Here is an 18,140-nt window from a genome sequence, read left to right as displayed (position 1 = left end):
GATACGTTGGCTCTTGTGGAAATAGTTAACGGGATTCGTTCGTGGAGCGTATACATTGAGCACAACCTTTATCGTCGCTCTTGGGGGAAATTACAGCATCATGGCCGCTGAGGATGGCGAGTCGGAGTGGTCGGTTCACGACCTGGACATTGATCGCTCGGATACGAGAGCGTATCGTGACCTGGCCGAGGACCTCCGAGCGACGGTTTCCGGTGGTGTCGAGTTCGACGAGTACGCCCGGATTCTCTATGCAACCGACGGAAGCATCTATCGCGCCGAACCCGCTGGCGTCGTCTACCCCGAGGATACCACTGACGTCCAGAAGACGATCGAGGTGGCCACGAACCACGACGTGCCGGTGATGCCGCGGGGAGCGGGGTCATCGCTAGCCGGACAAGCCGTCGGCCCAGGCTGTGTCGTCCTCGACATGTCTCGGCACATGGACGACGTGCTCGACGTCCGACCGGACGAGCACCGCGCTCGAATCCAGCCCGGCGTCGTCCAAGACGACCTCGACGACAGACTCGCGTCGGACGGACTGAAGTTCGCGCCGGACCCCGCCTCCTCCAATCGGGCGACAGTCGGCGGTGGTATCGGGAACAACTCAACGGGGGCGCACTCGGTGCGGTACGGGATCACCGACGCGTATACTGAAGAGGTCAAGGCGGTGCTCTCCGACGGCTCCCTCATCCACGCCCGGGAAGTCACGCTGGATTCAGCAGAGTGGAACGAAATCGTCTCGAAGGACGACCGCGAAGCGGAAATCTACGAGACGGTTCGAAACGCAGTCGAGGAGAACCAGAGCGAGATCGAAGAACGCTATCCAGACCTGAAGCGGTCCGTGTCCGGGTACAATCTCGACCGCGTCATCGACGAGAACGAGGAGGGTGAACGCGTCATCAACCTCTCGAAGCTGTTCGTCGGGTCAGAAGGCACGCTCGGAGTCATCGTCGAAGCCGAACTGTCGCTGGTCACGGTCCCCGATGAGACTGCGTTGGCGCTATACTGCTTCGACGACCTCGTCGACGCGATGAAAGCGGTCCCGGTCGCACTCGAGTACGACGTCAGCGCCGTCGAACTCATGGACGACGAAGTGTTCCGGTTGGCAGCGGCGTCCGACGGTTATTCGGAGTACGTCAAGTCGATACCGGAAGGTACCGAGGCCACGTTGATGGTCGAATACGATTCGGAGCTCCACGACGACTTCGAGTCGGCCGTCCGCGCTACCAACGAACGCTTCCTGCAGAAAGGGGAGGCGTTCGACGTCATCGAGGCGTACTCCGAGGAGGACCAGGCCGACCTCTGGAAGCTCCGGAAGGCAGCAATCCCGCTCCTGATGTCGCTCGAGGGCGACCCGAAGCCCTATCCGTTCATCGAGGACGCGACGGTCCCGCCCGCAGAGCTGGCTGAGTACGTCGAGAAGTTCGAGGACGTCCTGGACGACCACGGTACCTCCGCGTCGTACTTCGCGCATGCTGGCTCCGGCACGCTTCACATTCGGCCGATCCTCAATCTGAAGAGCGAGAACGGTATCGAAGCGATGCACTCGATAACGGAGGACGTGACGGATCTCGTTCTGGAACACCACGGCTCGTTCTCTGGCGAGCACGGCGACGGGATGGCGCGCACCGAGTTCAACCCGAAGATGTACGGTGACGATCTCTGGAACGCGTTCAAGGAAGTGAAGACCGCGTTCGACCCAGGCTGGGCGATGCATCCCGGGAACGTCGTCTACCGCGACGGCCCAGACGACGTCGGCCCCGACTCCGATAGGGGCGTCGGTGCCGATATGCGAGAGAACCTCCGGTACGGCGCCGACTACCACTCCCTGGAACCGCAGACGACGCTCGACTTTGAGGACCAGGGTGGGTTCTCGCATCTGGTCGAACTTTGTAACGGCTGTGGGACGTGCCGACAGACCGACGAGAACGCCTCGCGTTCGTATGCAGTAGAATTTACAATCCATTCCGGAGCACCTCGTGAGAGAGATCCGTTCAGTCATTGCTCGACAAGGCCGCCAATAGAACCGTCGTCATCGGTTTTGAAGCATTGCAAGCGGTCGGTTTCGACGGCCACAATTTCACTTGGTTGACCGAGTACGGACGCTATTGAACGCGTGGTTCACGGTCTCACTCACAATTTGAATCGATCGCTCTAATCGGGAGATACGAACACTCACACAATAATTATTTTCAACTACTAGTATTGAACTAATCATAGTACGACAGACTCATCGGTTCCGGATTGGTTACATTCAAGGAGTTCAGGAACGGTCGTTTCGAATGTGAATAGTTGGCATCCTGGAACGAAAACCGAGAAACGACTTGTTCTTGTGTCAGTCATCGCCAGTACGTTTTTCATCGGCTTTGGCGGCGGCGTAGTCTATCCCATCCTACCGAATCTCGGGACTGTTCTCGGGTTCTCCCCCTTTCTCGTCGGACTTATCTTGAGCGCAAACAGGTTTTCGCGTCTGCTCACGAATGCACCAGCCGGGAGTCTCGTGGACCGATTCGGGACGAGAAAACCGTTCGTTATCGGAATGTACGTCCAGGGAATCTCTACGTTCGGCCACGTGGTCGCAATGATCGCACCGCTTCCTGAAGCGTGGTTCTTAGGTGCCCGCCTCCTCTGGGGTGTTGGAAGCGCGCTCGTCTTCGCGACTGCGTACACAATCGCCGATGACATCAGCGACGGCAAATCGCGTGGATCGAATATGGGCCTCATCCGAGGCGGGGTACTTTTCGGGTTTCCGACGGGAGTGGTACTCGGCGGTATCGTCAGTGAACTCTCCGGGGATATCGTCGCGTTCGGGGTCGCTACCGTCTTCGCGTTCCTCGCTAGCGTCATTGCACACCAGACGGTGCCCGAAACACACGTTGAAGGAGAAGTGAATCAATTGGTTAAACCATGGGAAATCAAGATGGATCTCCCTGCGGTCACGATTGGACTCGTGAACTTCGCCGTGCTTTTTGTCTACATCGGGGCACTGTTCGCGACGCTCGTCCTCTTCCTTAACCAGAACCAACTCAGCGCCTTCGGATTCGATGCTCAGGGATCCTCAGGGATCTTCATGGGCTTCACCGTATTTGCTGCGGGCCTATCGATGTATCTCGGTGGGTCCATCAGCGATCAGGCTCAGTCACGAGTCCCGATTTTGCTTCTGTTTCTGGGCGTTCTGTCGACCGGTTTCCTCCTATTTGCAATCGCGGACTCAGCGTTACTGCTGGCTATCGCCTGTGTATGTATCGGGCTCGGACAGGGCGGCACAAGCGGGCCACTGATGGCGCTGTTAGGTGATCTGGTCGCCGAGAGTGAAATGGGTCGGGCCGTAGGGACAAACAACGTTTTTGGGGATATCGGCGGTGCGTCCGGACCCATTGTGGCAGTCCCGACCGTCGAGTTCGTCGGCTTCTGGCCCGTATATACATTCTGTGCGGCTTTGCCAGTCGCGGCCGCCCTGGTCCTCCTAGTTGGTGTCCGACGAGAGACCGGTCACTTTCTCCCAAGTACAAGGTCCTAACGCCGGGGTCGCTATGGCGTCATCAGAAGCGTCTCCAAGAGAAGCTTTCAGTCACGACACACCTTGTACTCCGCCTAATCTCTGGTAATCCAGGTCGTCTCCCGATATGAAACAGCCGGATCCAGAGAATACATCATATAGAATAGTTTCTCGACCAAGCCGACAACCGATTCATCAATCCTGAGTAGGAACTGTTAGCGGGCAGAGGTCGGTGTTCGTAGCTGAAGTTTCTAGAATGAAAACGGGCAGTTATTGGGTATCTGGCCAGCGCTCGATGTAGATCGACTTGTCGGTGTAGAAGTGTATCATGTCTTCGCCCTGTGCGTGGAGGTCACCGAAGAAGGAGGCCTTTCTGCCCCCGAAGTGGAAGAACGCCATCGGGGCGGCGGTGCCCGCGTTGACCGCGAGATTGCCGGCGTCGACCTCGTGACGGAATCGCTTCGCGTCACTCCCTCGTTCGGTGAAGAGGCTGGAGGCGTTCCCGAAGTCGCTTCGATTGACGAGCTCGAGACCGTGATCGAAGTCTTCCGCGCGGATGAGTGCAAGGACTGGACCGAAGATCTCCTCTTCGACGATCGTCGCGTCCGGATCGACCTCGCCGAAGACCGTCGGTCCGAGGAAGCACCCCTTCGACGGGAGGTCACTATCGCGGCCATCGAGGAGGAGTTTACCGCCCTCTTCGATACCGGTCTCGACGTAGGAGAGGACGTTCTCGCGATGCACTTCGGAGATGAGCGGACCCATGTCGGTATCTTCCTCGAGTCCATTCTCGACTGCCATGTTCGCAGCTTCGTCGACGACGCGCTCCGCAAACGCGTCGTATATGTCGTCCTCGACGACGGCAACGGGATTCGCGAGGCACCGCTGACCGGTGTTCGCGAACGCAGAACTAACGGTTTGCTCCGCCGCGAAGTCGAGATCGGCCGAGGCCGCCACGAGAACGTGGTTCTTCGCGCCGCCTTGCGCCTGGACGCGCTTTCCGTGCTTCGCTGCGGACTCGTAGACGTGCTTGGCGACCGGCGTGCTCCCGACGAAGCTGATACCGGAGATGCCGTGGTGTTCGATGAGCGCGTTCACGGTGTCCGCGCCACCGTTCACGAGCTGGACGACGCCGTCGGGGAAGCCAGCCTCGACCGCGAGCTCGATCAGGTACTGCGCGGTCAGTGGGCACTTCTCACTCGGTTTCAGGACGAAGGTGTTCCCCGTCGCGACGCTGTAGGGGAGAAACCAGAGGGGAATCATTGCCGGGAAGTTGAACGGCGTCACTGCGGCGAAGACGCCGAGCGGTTTCCGTACCGCGGTTTCGTCGATTTCCGGGGCTGCATTCTGCAGGTGGCCGCCCTGCATCATCGACGGGATTCCACAGGCGACCTCGACGTTCTCGATGCCGCGCCTGATCTCTCCTCGGGCCTCGTCGAGGGTCTTCCCGTGTTCTCTCACGACGGTTTCGGCGATGTCGTCCTGGTGATCCTCCAGGAGCTGTTTGAACTCGAAGAGTGGCTGGATCCGTTCCTCGACCGGTGTGTTCTTCCACGAGTCGAACGCGTCGCTGCCTGCCGTCACTGCTTCGTCGACAGCCGCAGGCGTGCTTTCGTGGAACTCGGTGATCTGTTCTCCTGTAGCGGGATTTGAGACCGAGTACACTTCCCCTTCACTCGGTGTCCGTCTCGATGCACCGATCAGGTTCTGTACCTGAGTCTCTGGTACTGTTCGATTGTCCACATTGAGTACTCTAACTCTACAACAATAGTTCTGCGTGTCGTGGCAACCGATCTCGGATAGCCCTCTTGTCAGATCAATATCGTCAATCCCAAGACAGCTACCCCTACAACGCGTCTGAGTAGAGTGTTAATACGAGGCACTCAAGAAATTCGACCTCGTAACCGAGAGCCGTGAGACCGGACTACATCGCAATCCTGTTTGGCGACCCATTCGCTCTGATGAACACCATCGGCTTGGTTGCGTTCGCCCTCGTTGGCTCATCAAAGGCGATTCGTGAGGAGTTCGACGTCTTTGGGATTATAATCGTGGGGCTAGCGATGGCGTTTGCTGGTGGAGCAACCCGCGATCTGCTCGTAACGAGAGTTCCGTTAGCACTCCAGTCTCCTGTCGAAATCAGTCTCGGGCTATTCGGTGTCGTCCTAGCAATTGTACTAAGCGTCTTTTTGTCGTCACCGGATACCCATCCAATTACTCTCGTCGCGGATGCTATCGGACTCGCTGCCTTCGCTACGACCGGTGCTATCGTTGCAACTGAGGCAGGTGTCTCAGCATTCGGTGTCATCGCTATTGCAACAATTAATGCCGTCGGAGGAGGTGCGTTTGCAGATATTCTCCTTGATCGATCTCCGTTCATCCTCTTTGAAGATTTCTACGCTAGTTGCGCCGTCCTTGGTGGGAGTGGCTACTGGATCGTGGGAACAGTGGGGATGACCGAGAGTACGGCTGCTGTGATGTGTGCGGTAGTGACTGTCGTGGCCCGGTTCGCCGCTGTTACGTATAACTGGGATCTCCCGACCGTACAGAACATAGGCTTACTGAGTAAGTAATCCAATTCGAGTCACCTGACTAAGATTCGTTCGTAGCGTAATGCGCAGGAGGTCGATGGTGACTACGAACTGCAGCCGAATTACGCTGCTCGTTGCTGGCAACTGGTTGCCGGAGAGACGTTACTTGTCTTTCCCGCGGGCCTCAACCTGCCAGACCTCCTCGACACGTCCCTCCCGAACGCCCGGGATCGTGTCCTGGAGGTTGACGGCCCCATACAAGGTGGGGACGATGAACTCGAGACGGTCGCCGACCTCGACCTCTTCCCCGGTTTCGCTCACGTCGACCATTCCGTGCTCAGACCACTTCCGCTCGAACGTTAGGTCGTCGCGACTCTTGGGGACGGGGTTGGTCCATTCCGCGTAGGAGATCGTCTTCGAACCGGCATCGACGATAGCTCGGTCGTCAGTGGGCCGCGAGATGACCGTCGTCAGGACCGTCGCGCCACAGTCCTCCTTTCCGATGTCGACCCGGCTCTCGAGGAGGGTTGCGTCGTTGAACACGTATCGACCGGGGTCGAGTTCGGTGATGACATCTTGTTTCGCCATGAACCGCGCCGTAGCACTGCAGCCACTCGTGACGGTTTCCACTTCGATTCCTGCGGCTTCGAGGAGATCGACAGTCAACGATAAATCGTCAGCAACGCCCTGACAACCCGCGAAATACTCCTCTTCGGTGTCCGCGTCAATGGACACTTGAGCGTCGTGCCCGAGTACCCCTTCGAGGGAGAGATTTGGTTGGGCGTCGATGAACTCAGCCACTTCGAGCGCCGGCTCGCCGGGTTCGACGCCCATCCTGTCGAGTCCCACTTCCATTTCTAGGACGACGTTGATCGTCACGTCTCGAGCCGCTGCCGCCGATTGGAGGGGTTCGATATTTCCTCGGCATTCGATCATCGTTGCGAAGTGTTCGGTGTGGTCTGCGACCCAGAGGAGGCGGTCGAGTTTCGTCTCGCTGACGACCGGACAGACGAGGAGGATGTCCTTGATACCGTTCCGCGCCATGATTTCAGCCTCGCTCAACTTCTGACAGAGGACGCCGTGATCGAGGTACTCTTCTTGGAGTCGCGCGATTTCGGGAATCTTGTGTGCCTTGGTGTGGGACCGAACGGAGACTCCCGAACGCTCGGCGAGTGACTGAAAGGTCTCGAGGTTCCGTTCTAACACGTCGAGGTCGCCAATCACAATCGGTGTCTCGAGTTCGTCAACTGACTTTCCGAGGGTGGGTTGCATCTCTGCGAAGGACGGAAGTGGCATGTAATTCAGCTCCTCGACAAGGGAGACTATATCTCTGCTGGAACTGATTCGGGGTGGTGTTCAGTCAGTTACTTCCATGCAATTGCGAACGCGGATGGCCATGTTTCAATAATCGCCGCTTTGGCATTCCTACAGCTGTTGCTCATATAACTAGCTGGCCGTTTAGCTTCTCTGACGGCACGTTCGATGCTGTTATGATTTTCGTACGTCGTTACAGGGCCGTAACGCCTCTTTCTCACATAAAACGGCGACCTCGCAACGATTATCCCCGACTTTCGTTCGACTAGGGGAATCTCTCTCCACTGTCTCTACATCGGAAATAGATGCAACTCTGTATTTATCCCTACTTTACTTTGGACTGTGCCCCGGGAAGTAGTAGAAATTCTGGTGATGAGGGGGGTTGCAACGCCATTCACCGTGGTTTCAAGTGCATTATCGGATGACCGTATTACAGCACTACACTTGTAATTCCAAAGTCGTCCACATATAAACGGGGTCCGAACCCCGTCATAGATGCTGATCTTCGGTGATCTCGGCGCGGTCACGTTGGAATGAGTCCATATGCACGCGAGGGTCCTCATACGGTGGTCCAGTTGACCGTTCTCCCGCGTGGTTCGCAACGCGAACTGGAGAGCAGTACGTCAGCCCCTCGGACGAGAATCGACAAGCCGATGTACATATTTATGGGAGTTCCGAATCAGGGTAGTACACATATGGTACACAGCCCAACGATAGAGGAGTTACACTTCGACGATGCACCCTCGGTCGACTCCGTTCCCGGCCCGAAATCGCGCGCGCTCATCGAGAAGCAACAACGGATAGACTCCAGTGCTGTCGCTTACCCCGAAGACATCCCTATCGCGTTCGACGAGGGGAAGGGTGCGACCGTTCGCGACGTCGACGGCAACACGTTCATCGACATGTTCGCCGGCATCGGCGTCCTCAACGTCGGTCACTCGAACCCGTACGTCCTCGACGCGGTCCACGAGCAGACCGACAAGTTCGTCCACACCGTCGACTTCCCCACCGAGGCGCGCCTCGAGCTCATCGAGAAGCTCGACGAGATCGCGCCCGACGGTCTTCAGGGCAACATGCGTACCGTCTTCGGCGGTCCGACGGGGAGCGACGCGATCGAAGCGGCGATCAAGCTCGCCAAGTACAACACCGGCGGCGACGGCCTCATCGCGTTTCGCGGCGCCTATCACGGCGCGACCAGCGGTGCGATGAGCGTCACGTCGAATAAGAAATTCAAAGAAGCATACACGCCACTGCTCCCCGACGTGGTGCACGCGCCGTACCCGTACCCGTTCCACATGGACAAAGCGCCACAGGAGGCCGTCGACCACGCCCTCGAAGAGGTTCAGGCTATCATCGAGGACCCCTACGGCGGGCTCGCAAATCCCGCGGGAATCTTCGTCGAACCACTGCTGGGCGAGGGTGGCGTCGTCGCGCCGCCGGAAGGCTTCCTGCAGGGGCTGCGCGACATCGCCACCGACAACGACATCCCCCTGGTCTTCGACGAGATTCAGGCCGGGCTTGGGCGGACCGGGCAGTGGTGGGCGAGCGAGTGGTACGACGTGACGCCAGACGTGATGACGTCCGCGAAGGCCCTCGGCGGCGTCGGCTTCCCCCTGTCCGCGACGATGTACCACGAGGACCTCGACACGTGGGACTCCGGCGATCACGCCGGGACGTACCGCGGTCACGTCGTCGGCATGCGTGCCGGGACCCGCGCCATCGAGTACATCCAGGAGCACGACCTGTTGGCCCACGCACGCGAACTCGGCGACTACATCAGGACTCGCCTCGAGGAGGTCGCCGAGTCGAACCCGCAGCTGGTCGACGTGCGCGGCAAGGGCCTGTTCATCGGCGCGGAGTTCGTCGATACCGACGGCGAGCCGGACGGCGACATCGGCGACGCCATCCAGGACTACTGCTTCGAAAACGGCGTCCTCGTCTGGAAGGCAGGACGACACGGTAACATCCTCCGGCTCCTCCCGCCACTGGTCCTCACCCGTGACCTCGCCGAAACGGCACTCGACGTCGTCGAGGATGCGATCGACCACGCGACGGCCACCGCATCGGTCGCCGACTGACGACCAGCCGCTCGGTTTCCAGTTACCGTGGTCGAGAACGAAGACCGCAGTTTGATGACTCGACCGCGGTGTGCTCATTGAATTCGAAGAACCATTGCTAACGGTGACCTCACTAGTGACTGACGTTTCTCGGTCGAGAAACCCCCTCCTCTGGTCGAACCCGTACGACGAAGCATTGTCGATAGCCAATGGATACGACGTCTACATAGCCACGATTCGGGAGAGGAGGATTTAGACTGCTCTTTTCAATAACTACGGTTCTCGATGGTCGGCTATCCATCGCTGTCTTCGCACGTGTCGTCCTTCAGGTCATCACCGGAGGCGGAAGTTCCATTCGGGGATCTGAACGCAACCGCCATCAACTACCGGATCGTTGAGAATGCGTCCCTAACGGTCTTCGACGATCCTACGACCGGTTCAGAGACGATTCCCAAATCGGAACTTCTCGATCGGGTTCTCGGTGTCACCGGTCGTCACGATATCGGCGAGTGATTCGCCGATCACGCTACAGAACTTGTACCCCGACCCCGAGAAGCCGGCCGCAATCGCCACCTGCGGATACTCGGGGTGAGTGTCGACGTAGAAGTGATTGTCCACTGAACGCGTGACGATACACGAGGACATCGCCATCGTCGGCCCCTGTCCGGTCGGGAAGTGGTCGTTCGCCAACCGTCTGAGAAACTCGTCGTCCTGGAGAGTGGGCTCGTCCTGCCAGTCGTCCGGGTCGATCACGTCCGGCGTTTCAGGCGTTCTTCCGTACTTGTATCCCGGTCGCTCGTAGTTCGGGAACCCGTAGTAGGAGCCGCTGGGGGCCTGGAACGTGAATCCCGGGAACGATTCGGGTGCGAAGTCCGCTTCTCGCTCTGGTTGAATCCAGATTTGCACTCGCCGTTCGGGTTGCAGTTTCCCCGAGAGCAGATCGAGATGTTTGCCAGCCCAAGCTCCCGACGAGACGACGAGGTGATCCGCGGTGTACGTCCCGCGGTCGGTGGTGACGCGCACGCCGTCACCGAGGGGCTCCCAGTCGCGTACTCGCTCTCGCGCGTGTACGGTGCCGCCGTGTGATTGCGCCTGCCGGACGTGCGCGGTTATCGCCTTCTCGCTCGCGACGAACCCGCCGTCGTCCTGATAGAGCCCTTGGTAGTCGTCGGGAATGTCGTACGCCGGGAATCGGTCGGTGACCTCGTCGGACGACAGCAGTTCGTACTCGATGTCGTAGCGGTCGCACGAATCGACGGCGTCCGTGATCTTGTCGGACCCGGCGGGACCGATCCCGATCGTCCCTGTTTCGACGAAGATCTCGTTCCCTGCCTCCTCCTCGAGGTCGAGCCAGAGCTCCTTCGCTCGCCGAACCAATGGAACGTACTCGTGTCCCTTGGTCTGGGGTAAGCGTAACAGTCTCGATTCGCCGTGAGAGGACCCGTTCGCGTGCGGGATGTCGTACCGTTCGAGTCCCAGCACGTCGACGCCGCGCTTCGCGAGGTGGTACACGGTAGCGCTTCCCATTCCACCGACGCCGACGACGATTACGTCGTAGCTATTGCCCTGTGGCATTGGGACATATTTCGAATAGGACTTAATAGTTGTTTTGGTGAGGTTGTTCAAGCCCCCGTGTGCCTACAAACAACAAGTGGAATTCGGGAAGGCCAGTTTAGTATCGCGTAGTAGTGAGCGATCTGAAGCACAGCAAGTGAGACCACTCGTCACACATCGGATTTTCTGCTCGATATAGAAACTGTTACTTACGTTGACGGTGAGGTACTTGACATGCGTAAGCAGACGGAGGTAACCACGGAGAGAGCACCACAGAACGACAACCCCTACTCGCAGGGCGTCATCGCCGACGGGTTCCTCTTCGTATCGGGGTTCGGTCCAGTCGACCCCGAGACTGGAGCAGAAGTGGAGGGCGGCATTGGAGAGCAGACCGATCGTGTGATGGAAAACCTCCGAGCGGTCGTCGAGGAAGCAGGGGGCACGTTGGACGACGTCGTGAAGGTGACGGTGTACGTCGACGACCTCGATGACTACGACGCCGTCAACGCGGCCTACGCCGAGCACTTCGGTGACGTCCCGCCGGCGAGGGTCTGTATAGAAGCTGCCCGACTCCCCGACGATGTCGACGTTGAGATCGACGCTATCGCGAACCTGTCCTGAAGCTGTCGCGGTCAGGCACGACGTCGGGAGGAGTGAAGCGAACGTGGAGGATACGGGCGGTCTTCGAGGGCGCCGAAAGGACTTTACCGCCTGTTTCTGTATCTCTCGGCAATGGCAGACCAGACGATGGAGTACGAGGCGATAGTGCTCGGTGTCGGAGGGATGGGAAGCGCCGCAGTGTATCATCTCGCAAAGCGGGGCGCCGATGTCCTCGGAATCGAACAGTTCGACATCCCGCACGCGAGGGGGTCGTCCCACGGCGATACGCGCATCTTCAGGCTCACGCAGTCGGAGCACCCCGGGTACGGTCAGTTCGCAAAGCGTGCGCGGGAGCTCTGGTGGCAGCTCGAGGAGGAATCCGGCGAGGATATATTGACCGTCACCGGATCGATCCAGGCTGGACTGCCCGACGGACCGGAAGTACGGGACGAGATGGAAGTCTGCGAGGCGAACGATCTCGAGTACGAACTCCTCTCGGGCGAGGAGATGAACGAGCGGTTTCCCGGGTACGAACTCCCAGATCACTACCAGGGCGTGTACCAGCCGGACGGTGGATTTCTCGCGTGCGAGAAGGCCATCATCGAACACGTGAAACAAGCGCATGCTGCCGGTGGGACCGTCCACGCCCGAGAACGCGTCCGCAACTGGAAGCCCGACGAGGGTCGAGTGCGGCTCGAGACCGACAGAGGAACCTACGTAACCGATAACCTGGTCGTCACGGCAGGGGGATGGGCCGCGAAACACCTCGACGTGCTCGAGGGACACCTGGTCCCGGAACGACGGGTGATGGCGTGGTTGCAGACCGAGGCACCAGCCAAGTTCACCCCCGAGAACTTCCCCGTCTTCGACATTGCGGTTCCCGAAGGGACCTTCTACGGGTTCCCGGAGTACGGGCGACCGGGATTCAAGTTCGGACGTTCGCCCGACCTGCCCGAACCGATCGACCCGGACGACTGGCGGGACGAACCGACCCTCCAGGACGAAGAGCTGTTGCGCCAACTCCCACGGAACTACTTCCCAGAGGCCGCAGGTCCCACGATGGCGCTGTCGTCCTGTATCGTGACCTCGTCCACCGACGGCTACTTCTACATCGACCAGCACCCGGACCATCCGCAGGTGGCGATCGCTGCCGGGTTCTCGGGTCACGGATACAAGTACTGTAGCGTGGTCGGAGAGACGCTCGCCGATCTCGTGACGGACGGTGAAACCGAGAATCACGTCGACCTGTTCAGGTTCGACGGCCGACTCTGACTGCCGGTACGGTACTCCGAAGGCCGTCGTATCTGGCGACGTCCAGTCCGCCGTTCGGGGGAAGTATTAGGTACGAAGGGGGTAATCTGGGACATATGACAGCAGCCGAGAGCCGCGTCGGCGACCTGCGACATGAGCGCTACCGGCATCCAGAAGCCGTCTGGAGTACGTTCGTCTCCATCGCCCGCATCGTCGACGAACTGGGGCGCATTCGCGTAGAGTCCCTTATGGGTACCAGCCTCGCCACGGCTGGACGGCGACCATGACCGTTCCGGCCGCGTCCGACGTGGTGACAGTCGCCGAAGTCGAGGATGCGAGGGACCGTCTCGGGAACGTCGTCCACCGGACTCCGCTCGACACCTCCACTACGTTTGCCGAGCTGAGCAGCGCGTCCGGCGTCGGTCTCAAACTGGAGAACATGCAGCGCACGGGCTCGTTCAAGATCCGGGGAGCGTACAACGCCATGTCCCAGCTCTCGAACGATGCCCGAGCGCGAGGGGTGATAACGTCGAGTGCCGGAAACCACGCCCAGGGCGTCGCGCTGGCCGGCCAGTTGTTGGATATCGATACGACCATCGTCGTCCCGGAGATCACACCCGCAGTGAAGATCGAGGCCACGCGCGACTACGGGGCGGATGTCGTCGTCGAGGGGGACATCTACGAGCGCTCGGCCGAGTACGCCCTCGAACTGGCCCGGGAGGAGGGGTACGAGTTCGTTCACCCTTTCAACGACGGAGCCGTCATCGCTGGGCAGGGAAGCCTCGGATTCGAGCTACTGGAGCAGTATCCCGACCCCGACACGGTGCTCGTGGCCGTCGGGGGCGGCGGGCTCATCTCCGGCATCGCCACCGCCCTGAAGGACCACGACCCCGACATTCGTGTCGTCGGCGTGCAGCCCGATGGCGCTGCCCACGGAAAGCCGTCGCTAGAGAACGACGAGATTCATCGACTCACCGGTGTCGATACGATCGCGGATGGGATTGCGGACACACGGTTGCTCGAGAAGACCTTCGCAGTCGTCCGCGAACGGGTCGACGACGTTGTTACTGTGAGCGATCAGGACCTCTCCGTGGCGACGGCGCTGCTCGCAGAGCGGGCGAAGACCGTAGCAGAGCCCGCGGGCGTAGCCCCAGTTGCAGCTCTCGTTTCGGGAGCGGTGGACGTCCAGGGCGAGCGGGTCGCCGCCGTCGTCTCCGGCGGCAACGTCGACCTCACCGACCACGGCGAACTCGCGCGGCTCGGGCTGAAAAGGCTCGGACGGTACGTAGAAGCCACGGTGCTGGTCGACGACTGGCCGACGGTACTCGGTTCGCTGACGAGGACTATCGAGGACAGGGGTGCGGAACTCGACGCCTTCGAACGGACGCGGCTGACCGCCGGGGACGACCCGAATCGAACGCCCCTGTCGCTCGGTATCGAGGGGAGTGGCCCGGACCATCTCGCGTCCGTCCTCGACGAACTCGACGAACTCGGCAACGTCGATGTCGTTGACCACGGCGAGATATAAGGGTTGCAGCGATCAGGTTGCCGATCTCGTCACCTCCCGGGTCCGGACTCGCTCGACGGTCAGGTTTCGGTAACGATCCCAGTCTTGATGTCTCCAGTTCGTCCTCCATCGTCCCGTCCCTTCTCGCCGGTGAGGCTGGCGATCTCGCCAGTCACGTATCGCGCTGCATTTCTACGATTCACCGGGAGCCAAAACGATTGTACCCGGGTCGTGAAGAGTCGACTTCGATACGGTTACTCGTCCAGCCCGTCTGGCGGCGACACCCAGACCGTCTTCTCGTTCGTGAACGCGCGGATCCCGTTCGCGGCGAGTTCGCGCCCGTACCCGGAGTTCTTGATGCCGCCGAAGGGAAGTTTCGGATGCGATTGCACGATCTCGTTGACGAACGTACAGCCCGCCTCGAACGCTTCCGCGATGCGTTCGCCGCGGTCGAGGTCCTGCGTCCAGACGCTTGCGCCCAGGCCGAAGTCGGAGTCGTTCGCGAGTGCGATGGCCTCGGCTTCGTCCTCGACGCGGAAGAGCGAGGCGACGGGGCCGAACAGTTCGTCGCACGCGGCGGGACTCCCATCCGGAACGTCCTCGAGGACCGTCGGCTCGAAGAAGTACCCGGGTCGGTCGAGCGTCTCGCCGCCGGTCAGCACCGTCGCGCCGCCGTCGACGGTCTCCCTGACCTGCGTCTCGAGGGTGTCGAGCAGGTCCGCACGCGCGATCGGACCGACGTCCGTCGCCTCGTCGGTCGGATCGCCGACGGTGAGCGACTCCATCTCGCGGACGAAGCCGTCGCGGAACTCCTCGTAGACGTCGTCGACGACGATGAAGCGCTTTGCGGCGACGCACGCCTGCCCGTTGTTGTTCACGCGGGCTTGGGTGGCCACCTCGCACGCCCGGTCGAGCTGGGCGTCGTCGAGGACGACGAACGGGTCGCTCCCGCCGAGTTCGAGGACGGTCGGCTTCAGGTGTTTGCCGGCGGTCTCCGCGACGGCGCGTCCCGCGCCGACGCTCCCGGTGAGCGTCGCTGCTGCGACTCTCTCGTCGGCGACGACGTCGTGGATCGTCTCGGTGTCGATCACGAGCGTCGTGAAGACGCCTTCCGGGAAGCCGGCGTCGGCGAGGACGCGTTCGACGGCCTTCGCAGCGCCGGTGACGTTCGGCGCGTGACTCAGGAGCATCGTGTTCCCGGCGGCCAGCGTCGGTGCCGCGACGCGGAGGACCTGCCAGAACGGATAGTTCCACGGCATCACTGCGACGAGGGGTCCGAGGGGGTCGTAGGAGACCTTCGTACGCGCCTGGGGGTGGACGCCGACGCGTTCGTCCTGGAGGAACTCGGCGGCGCGCTCGGCGTAATACTCGCAGACCCACGCACACTTCTCAATCTCTGCACGAGACTGATTGATGGGTTTCCCCATCTCTCTCGTCATCAGCTGCGCGTACTCCTCGTCGTTCTCTCGAAGGACGTCGGCGATCGACCCGACCAGCGCTTGCCGGTCGGTTATCGGGCGGTCGCCCCACGAGTCGAAACTGTCGGCCGAGCGCTGAAGGAGCGTTTCGACGGTGTCGTGGTCGTGTTCGCTGTACGTCTCGATGGGTTCGCCGGTAGTCGGATTGATTGTCTGCATCACGTTGTAGTGTGTCGGTTGTGGTCGGTCTGGCGGTTCGCGGAGGGGTTTCCTGCGACGGCGTGTTGAGTGGAGGCGCGTGATCGTTCGACTCGTACCACGCCACGTTCAGCACGCCGGCGAGTCCTCGGGTGTCCGACTCCACGGGTTCTCGCTTCCTGGTCGCTGGAGATCGGACGGTCCGATGTCTCTCTGCTATGCAGGCGTCCTTTACCTCGGATGGCGCTTAATTCTTGCTACCGTCACGTACGGTTCGACGAGTCGGTTGTGTTTAGTTTGTAGCATTGTGCCAGACGGTGAAGGCCTGGAGCCACGATTCTGCTGTTGACGGTTGTGCGTGACTGAAACAGTTTGACGACCAATAGCTACTGTCCTTTCGCGAGTGGGGATACGCAAGTACACAGAACTCAGGTAAATCACGGCCGTCCACTTCAGCGCAGACCAATCGAACCGAGGCTCTGTCGGTCTATTCGATCCAGACCGTCTTTTTGTTCACGAACTCTTTGATTCCTGCTTCGGACAACTCGCGGCCGACGCCGGAGTCCTTAACTCCGCCGAACGGGATGCGGGGATCGGACTTCGTGTACTCGTTCACGAAGACGAATCCTGCATTCACCCGATCGGCGAGTCGTGCACCACGAGACTCGTCCTCCGTCCAGATGCTCGCGCCGAGGCCGTAGTTCGTATCGTTCGCCAGGCGAATCGCCTCTTCCTCGTCTTCGAAACTGAAGACCGAGGCGACAGGGCCGAAAATCTCCTCCGTGCGTGCGGGACAGTCGGCGGGGATATCAGTGAGGATCGTCGGCGGATAGATCAGGTCGTCGCTATCTTCGGGAAGTCCACCAAACTCGACGGAGGCTCCAGCGTTGATGCTTTCCCGGACTTGCCGCGTTACTCGCTCGAAGAGGTCGGACCGTGCGAGCGGGCCGATGTCCGTCTCCTCGTCGGTCGGGTCGCCAACGGTGAACGACTCGAACTCGGCGGTAAATTTCTCCAGGAACTGGTCGTATACCGATTCGTGCACGATGAACCGCTTCGCCGAGTTACACGATTGACCGGAGTTCTCGATACGTGCCCAGGCTCCGTCCTCGGCGGCTTCCTCGACCGCTGCATCGTCGAAGACGACGAACGGATCGCTCCCGCCGAGTTCGAGCACCGACTTCTTCAGGTTCTCTCCTGCACTGGATCCGACCGCTTTCCCGGCTTCGATGCCACCGGTGAAGGTCACCCCATGGACTCGGTCGTCCTCGATAATATCGTGGACCTGATCGACGGACGCGAACACTGTCTGGAACACATTGTTCGGATAGCCGGCCTCTCGAAACACTTCTTCGCACAGTTCCGCACATCCCGTCACGTTGGGGGCATGTTTGAGGATTGCGACGTTGCCGGCGGTCAGGTTCGGCACCGCGAACCGGAACACCTGCCAAAATGGGAAGTTCCAGGGCATGACGGCCAGCAGCGGTCCAAGCGGCTCGTACGTCGTACGAACCTCGGTCCCCGGCGGGCTTGGCTGCGTATCCGAGTCCAGATAGGTACCGGCGTATTCAGCATAGTGATCGCAGAGCCACGCGCACTTCTCAACCTCGCTTGTGGATTGAGAGATGGGCTTTCCCATCTCCTCTGTTATCATGCGAGCATACCGTTCTGTGTTCTCACGGAGAACGTCGGCTGCAGCGGACAGCCGTTTTTCCCGCTCACTGAGGGGCGTCATCTCCCAGCGCGAGGCCGAGGTGACTGCGGCGTCAAGGACGGAATCGATATCGATACTACCCATCTCTGGCTCTTCGATAGACTCCTCGGTGAGAGGGTTCGTCTGACCCATGTTCCCCAATGGGTATTACAGCAACATAGAGTTTTGGGTCGGGTGGTCGATTCGCACGTATATTCATAGAGACGGGACTCACGGCAATCTTCCCTGTGGCACGCACTCCCCTTCGTACCGGTGAGTGGTGGCATTGTGGGATGCTCCTGGACTGTATAAAATCCATAGTTAGCTGAATTGGAATATTGTGCCTTCATTTACGGGCCGAATTTTGTATTACAGACGTACGACTGTAACAGAGTATTGTATCGTAATCTTCCTCATGAGAATAAACCCATAGTGTGGTCAGAGAGGCCTGAAATACGCGATTTGAAGATGGTTTACACTGGTTAGATAGTGGTCCTATGATTCCAATGTAACTGGCATAT

At 59.9% G+C, this 18,140-nt stretch carries 12 protein-coding genes and 1 pseudogene; 8 read left to right on the top strand and 5 right to left on the bottom strand.

From position 1 onward, the window contains the following. Positions 1–100: 100 nt before the first annotated feature. Positions 101–1,924 (top strand): annotated as a pseudogene (locus ACSFC7_RS26025) (FAD-linked oxidase C-terminal domain-containing protein); the annotation flags it as partial. Between the two features lie 408 nt (positions 1,925–2,332). Then, positions 2,333–3,520, top strand: a complete 1,188-nt coding sequence (locus ACSFC7_RS26020) for an MFS transporter (protein WP_436348186.1) — start codon at positions 2,333–2,335, stop codon at positions 3,518–3,520. A gap of 249 nt (positions 3,521–3,769) precedes the next feature. On the opposite strand, the gene ACSFC7_RS26015 is transcribed toward ACSFC7_RS26020, so the two are convergent. Next, positions 3,770–5,242 (bottom strand): CoA-acylating methylmalonate-semialdehyde dehydrogenase, encoded by a 1,473-nt coding sequence (locus ACSFC7_RS26015; protein WP_436348184.1) that lies wholly within the window; start codon positions 5,240–5,242, stop codon positions 3,770–3,772. A 218-nt stretch (positions 5,243–5,460) separates the two neighbouring features. Here ACSFC7_RS26015 and ACSFC7_RS26010 point away from each other — a divergent pair, with 218 nt between their 5' ends. Next, positions 5,461–6,069, top strand: a complete 609-nt coding sequence (locus ACSFC7_RS26010; protein ID WP_436348183.1) for a trimeric intracellular cation channel family protein — start codon at positions 5,461–5,463, stop codon at positions 6,067–6,069. A 120-nt stretch (positions 6,070–6,189) separates the two neighbouring features. Here the strand turns inward: ACSFC7_RS26010 and ACSFC7_RS26005 are convergent, their stop codons facing one another. Further along, positions 6,190–7,323, bottom strand: coding sequence for an alanine racemase (locus ACSFC7_RS26005; protein ID WP_436348181.1), 1,134 nt, complete (start codon positions 7,321–7,323; stop codon positions 6,190–6,192). A gap of 713 nt (positions 7,324–8,036) precedes the next feature. Here ACSFC7_RS26005 and ACSFC7_RS26000 point away from each other — a divergent pair. Then, positions 8,037–9,419, top strand: a complete 1,383-nt coding sequence (locus tag ACSFC7_RS26000) for an aspartate aminotransferase family protein (RefSeq protein WP_436348179.1) — start codon at positions 8,037–8,039, stop codon at positions 9,417–9,419. A 417-nt stretch (positions 9,420–9,836) separates the two neighbouring features. On the opposite strand, the gene solA (ACSFC7_RS25995) is transcribed toward ACSFC7_RS26000, so the two are convergent. Beyond that, a complete protein-coding gene (gene solA / locus ACSFC7_RS25995; RefSeq protein ID WP_436348178.1) occupies positions 9,837–10,973 on the bottom strand; it encodes an N-methyl-L-tryptophan oxidase in 1,137 nt (378 codons plus the stop codon). 213 nt (positions 10,974–11,186) lie between these two features. On the opposite strand from solA (ACSFC7_RS25995), the gene ACSFC7_RS25990 reads away from it, so the two are divergent. From ACSFC7_RS25990 to ilvA, 4 genes are all read left to right on the top strand, one after another. Continuing rightward, complete coding sequence (locus tag ACSFC7_RS25990) at positions 11,187–11,573, top strand: Rid family detoxifying hydrolase (protein WP_436348176.1); 387 nt, start codon at positions 11,187–11,189, stop codon at positions 11,571–11,573. A 111-nt stretch (positions 11,574–11,684) separates the two neighbouring features. Next, a complete protein-coding gene (gene solA / locus ACSFC7_RS25985; RefSeq protein WP_436348175.1) occupies positions 11,685–12,824 on the top strand; it encodes an N-methyl-L-tryptophan oxidase in 1,140 nt (379 codons plus the stop codon). Positions 12,825–12,919: 95 nt separating this feature from the next. Further along, positions 12,920–13,090, top strand: coding sequence for a hypothetical protein (locus tag ACSFC7_RS25980; RefSeq protein ID WP_436348173.1), 171 nt, complete (start codon positions 12,920–12,922; stop codon positions 13,088–13,090). After that, entirely contained in the window at positions 13,087–14,331 is a 1,245-nt protein-coding gene (ilvA, locus tag ACSFC7_RS25975; protein ID WP_436348172.1) for a threonine ammonia-lyase, read from the top strand. Before ACSFC7_RS25980 ends, ilvA begins: the two co-directional genes overlap by 4 nt. A 233-nt stretch (positions 14,332–14,564) precedes the next feature. Here the strand turns inward: ilvA and ACSFC7_RS25970 are convergent, their stop codons facing one another. Then, entirely contained in the window at positions 14,565–15,947 is a 1,383-nt protein-coding gene (locus ACSFC7_RS25970) for an NAD-dependent succinate-semialdehyde dehydrogenase (protein ID WP_436348170.1), read from the bottom strand. Positions 15,948–16,413: 466 nt separating this feature from the next. Then, positions 16,414–17,772 (bottom strand): NAD-dependent succinate-semialdehyde dehydrogenase, encoded by a 1,359-nt coding sequence (locus ACSFC7_RS25965; RefSeq protein WP_436348169.1) that lies wholly within the window; start codon positions 17,770–17,772, stop codon positions 16,414–16,416. Between the last annotated feature and the right edge of the window lie 368 nt (positions 17,773–18,140).

Origin of the sequence: Natronorubrum halobium (assembly GCF_051351675.1) — an archaeon.
Taxonomy (GTDB): Archaea; Halobacteriota; Halobacteria; order Halobacteriales; family Natrialbaceae; genus Natronorubrum.
Note: the sequence above shows the minus strand (reverse complement) of the source record. Positions and strands in the feature narration are given on the sequence as shown.

Coding starts and splice junctions, on each gene's coding strand:
- ACSFC7_RS26010 (WP_436348183.1), top strand. CDS start 5,461: ATGAACACCATCGGCTTGGTTGCGTTCGCCCTCGTTGGCTCATCAAAG.
- ACSFC7_RS26005 (WP_436348181.1), bottom strand. CDS start 7,323: ATGCCACTTCCGTCCTTCGCAGAGATGCAACCCACCCTCGGAAAGTCA.
- ACSFC7_RS26000 (WP_436348179.1), top strand. CDS start 8,037: ATGGTACACAGCCCAACGATAGAGGAGTTACACTTCGACGATGCACCC.
- solA (WP_436348178.1), bottom strand. CDS start 10,973: ATGCCACAGGGCAATAGCTACGACGTAATCGTCGTCGGCGTCGGTGGA.
- ACSFC7_RS25990 (WP_436348176.1), top strand. CDS start 11,187: ATGCGTAAGCAGACGGAGGTAACCACGGAGAGAGCACCACAGAACGAC.
- solA (WP_436348175.1), top strand. CDS start 11,685: ATGGCAGACCAGACGATGGAGTACGAGGCGATAGTGCTCGGTGTCGGA.
- ACSFC7_RS25980 (WP_436348173.1), top strand. CDS start 12,920: ATGACAGCAGCCGAGAGCCGCGTCGGCGACCTGCGACATGAGCGCTAC.
- ilvA (WP_436348172.1), top strand. CDS start 13,087: ATGACCGTTCCGGCCGCGTCCGACGTGGTGACAGTCGCCGAAGTCGAG.
- ACSFC7_RS25970 (WP_436348170.1), bottom strand. CDS start 15,947: ATGCAGACAATCAATCCGACTACCGGCGAACCCATCGAGACGTACAGC.
- ACSFC7_RS25965 (WP_436348169.1), bottom strand. CDS start 17,772: ATGGGTCAGACGAACCCTCTCACCGAGGAGTCTATCGAAGAGCCAGAG.